Annotated in this window: 1 pseudogene; it reads left to right on the forward strand. The window is 34.7% G+C overall.

The annotated features are described in order from the left end of the window. Positions 1 to 210: 210 nt before the first annotated feature. A pseudogene (gene recG, locus JR053_RS05285) lies at positions 211 to 2,251 on the forward strand (ATP-dependent DNA helicase RecG). Positions 2,252 to 2,524 lie beyond the last annotated feature (273 nt).

A 2,524-nucleotide genomic window follows, 5' to 3' on the forward strand; every position in this document is an offset into this window, starting at 1 on the left:
AAACCTTTTTTGATAGTATGCATATTGCTTATCAGAAAAATATTGATAGCATTAAACAGGATGCTGATTTTGGTTTTGACTTTGTTAATTCTTCTGTCAGTTAATTCATGCCTGTCAGATCAAGTCTAAACTATTACATAACATAGACAGTCATAATAGGGTGACAGGATTTTAGTAAGGCTCTATTATGAATAAACGGTTTTACACAGTATGAATGTTGATGAGCAGTCAAGTGTGCTGACTTTTCTAAATAGTAAAATTGAGAATATACCAAGGTTTCATTCCGCAATATTGCCTAAACTTTGCGGTGGAGACAGAGTAATGGACTTGCTGTTTTATAGGCCGCTCAGCTATGTGGATAGAAGTAAATCACTACCTGATGCTCAAGTGGGAGAATTTACAACTTTTGTGGCAAAAGTGTATGAGCACCAGCGCCCCACTGTTAGAGGTAGGCCATATAAAATAATCGTTGAAAGTGAAAGTCAGTATTTATTTATAGTTTTTTTTTAATTACTCAGTTAAATATTTGTATAAATTATTTCCAGTTGGAACAGATATAGTAATCAGTGGTAAACTTGAAAAGTTTGCCGAACATTGGCAAATTACTCACCCAGATTACATGTTGTCTGATATCAATCTATTTAAAGAAATAGCCTGCATAGAGCCAGTTTACCAATTATGTCGCGGTATTACTAACAAGAGCATTAGAAACATAATAAGTTCTAATCTAAAAGATTTGCCTGATTTGCCAGAGTGGATAGATGAAACATTAATCAAGCAAAAGAAATGGCTGAATTGGAAAGAAAGCATCATAAGATTGCACAGACCGAGCTCACTCGCAGAAGCAGAAGTTTGCAGAGAAAGACTTGCTTATGATGAGCTATTTGCGTACCAGTTGGCACTAAAGCTTGCAAGGGAAAATCATGTAAAAAAAGAGGGAAAAGAATTTATAATATTGAGTAAATACAAAGAGCAGGTCTTAAATGAATTACCGTTCCAATTAACAAATGATCAAATTCGAGCGATAGATGAAATCTCAGAAAGACAAAAATCCAGATACCGCATGGTAAGTCTGCTGCAAGGTGACGTTGGGAGTGGCAAAACTGTAGTTGCACTCTTTGCGATGCTGAATGTGGTAGAAAATAACATGCAAGCAGCTCTAATGGCACCAACTACTATCTTGGCTGAGCAACATTATAATTGGATCGAAGAAGCTCTATCTTGTACTGATATAAAAGTTGCTTTGCTTACCGGTAAAACTGCGCGCAAGGAAAGAAAGATTATTATGAACGAACTTGCAAGTGGTATTTTAAATATAGTAATTGGTACTCATGCATTATTTCAAGCCAACGTTACATTTAAAAATTTAGGACTCGCAGTCATAGACGAACAACAGCGATTTGGAGTGATACAGAGGAATCGGTTGGTAGGAAAAGGAGAAAATACCGATATACTTTTTGTTACTGCAACTCCCATTCCAAGAACCTTGCAGCAAGCTATGTATGGTGATGTTGAATGTTCTATTTTAAGGGAAAAACCAAAATCTAGATTGCCAATAAAAACCGTTATTATGAACGTTAAAAAAGTATCAGATATTATTCAAAAACTGAAAGATGCTATAAATAGAGGCGAAAAAGCATATTGGATTTGTCCATATATAGAAGAAAATGAAGAACTCAATGTTGCCGCAGCAGAAATACGCTTTCAGGAGTTACAAAAGACATTTTTTGATAGAGTTGGAATAATACACGGAAAACTAACTCAAGATCAGAAAGATCAAGTCATGTTTTCCTTCAAGAGAAATGAATTTTCTCTGCTTGTTGCAACCACTGTGATAGAAGTTGGCATAGATGTACCAGATGCAACTATTATGATTATAGAGAATGCAGAACAGTTTGGGTTATCGCAATTACATCAGTTGAGAGGTAGAGTAGGACGAGGAAATAAACCGTCTTTTTGTGTACTGTTATATGACAATCTCAGTAAAAGTTCGTATTCAAAGTTAAAGATTATGTGTGAGTCACAAGATGGATTTTATATTGCTGAAAAGGATATGATGCTGAGGGGTAGCGGAGATATTCTAGGCACAAAACAATCAGGGTGCATGGAGTTTAAATTTGCTGATTTATATGAGGACAGAGAATTGCTCAACCTTGCATATAATAGTGCAAAAGGTACAATAGCTAATTTTGAATTACTGCTTGATATATTTGAATATAGAAGTAGACTACATTTTTCAAAATTTCAGTAATCTTCCAAGCCATAACCTTCATGAGTAGAAATTCCTTGACAGACGGGAGTATTTAAAAAACCATACGCGTCAAGTTAAGGAAAAATAAGAGTGAAGAAGAAGTTTTTACCATAAGAATAAATTGTGCAGAGTTAATATGTAATAGTTTAGACTTGATCTGACAGGCATGAATTAACTGACAGAAGAATTAACAAAGTCAAAACCAAAATCAGCATCCTGTTTAATGCTATCAATATTTTTCTGATAAGCAATATGCATACTATCAAAAAAGGT

It is taken from the genome of Wolbachia endosymbiont of Nasonia vitripennis (genome assembly GCF_048054115.1).
Taxonomy (GTDB): Bacteria; Pseudomonadota; Alphaproteobacteria; order Rickettsiales; family Anaplasmataceae; genus Wolbachia.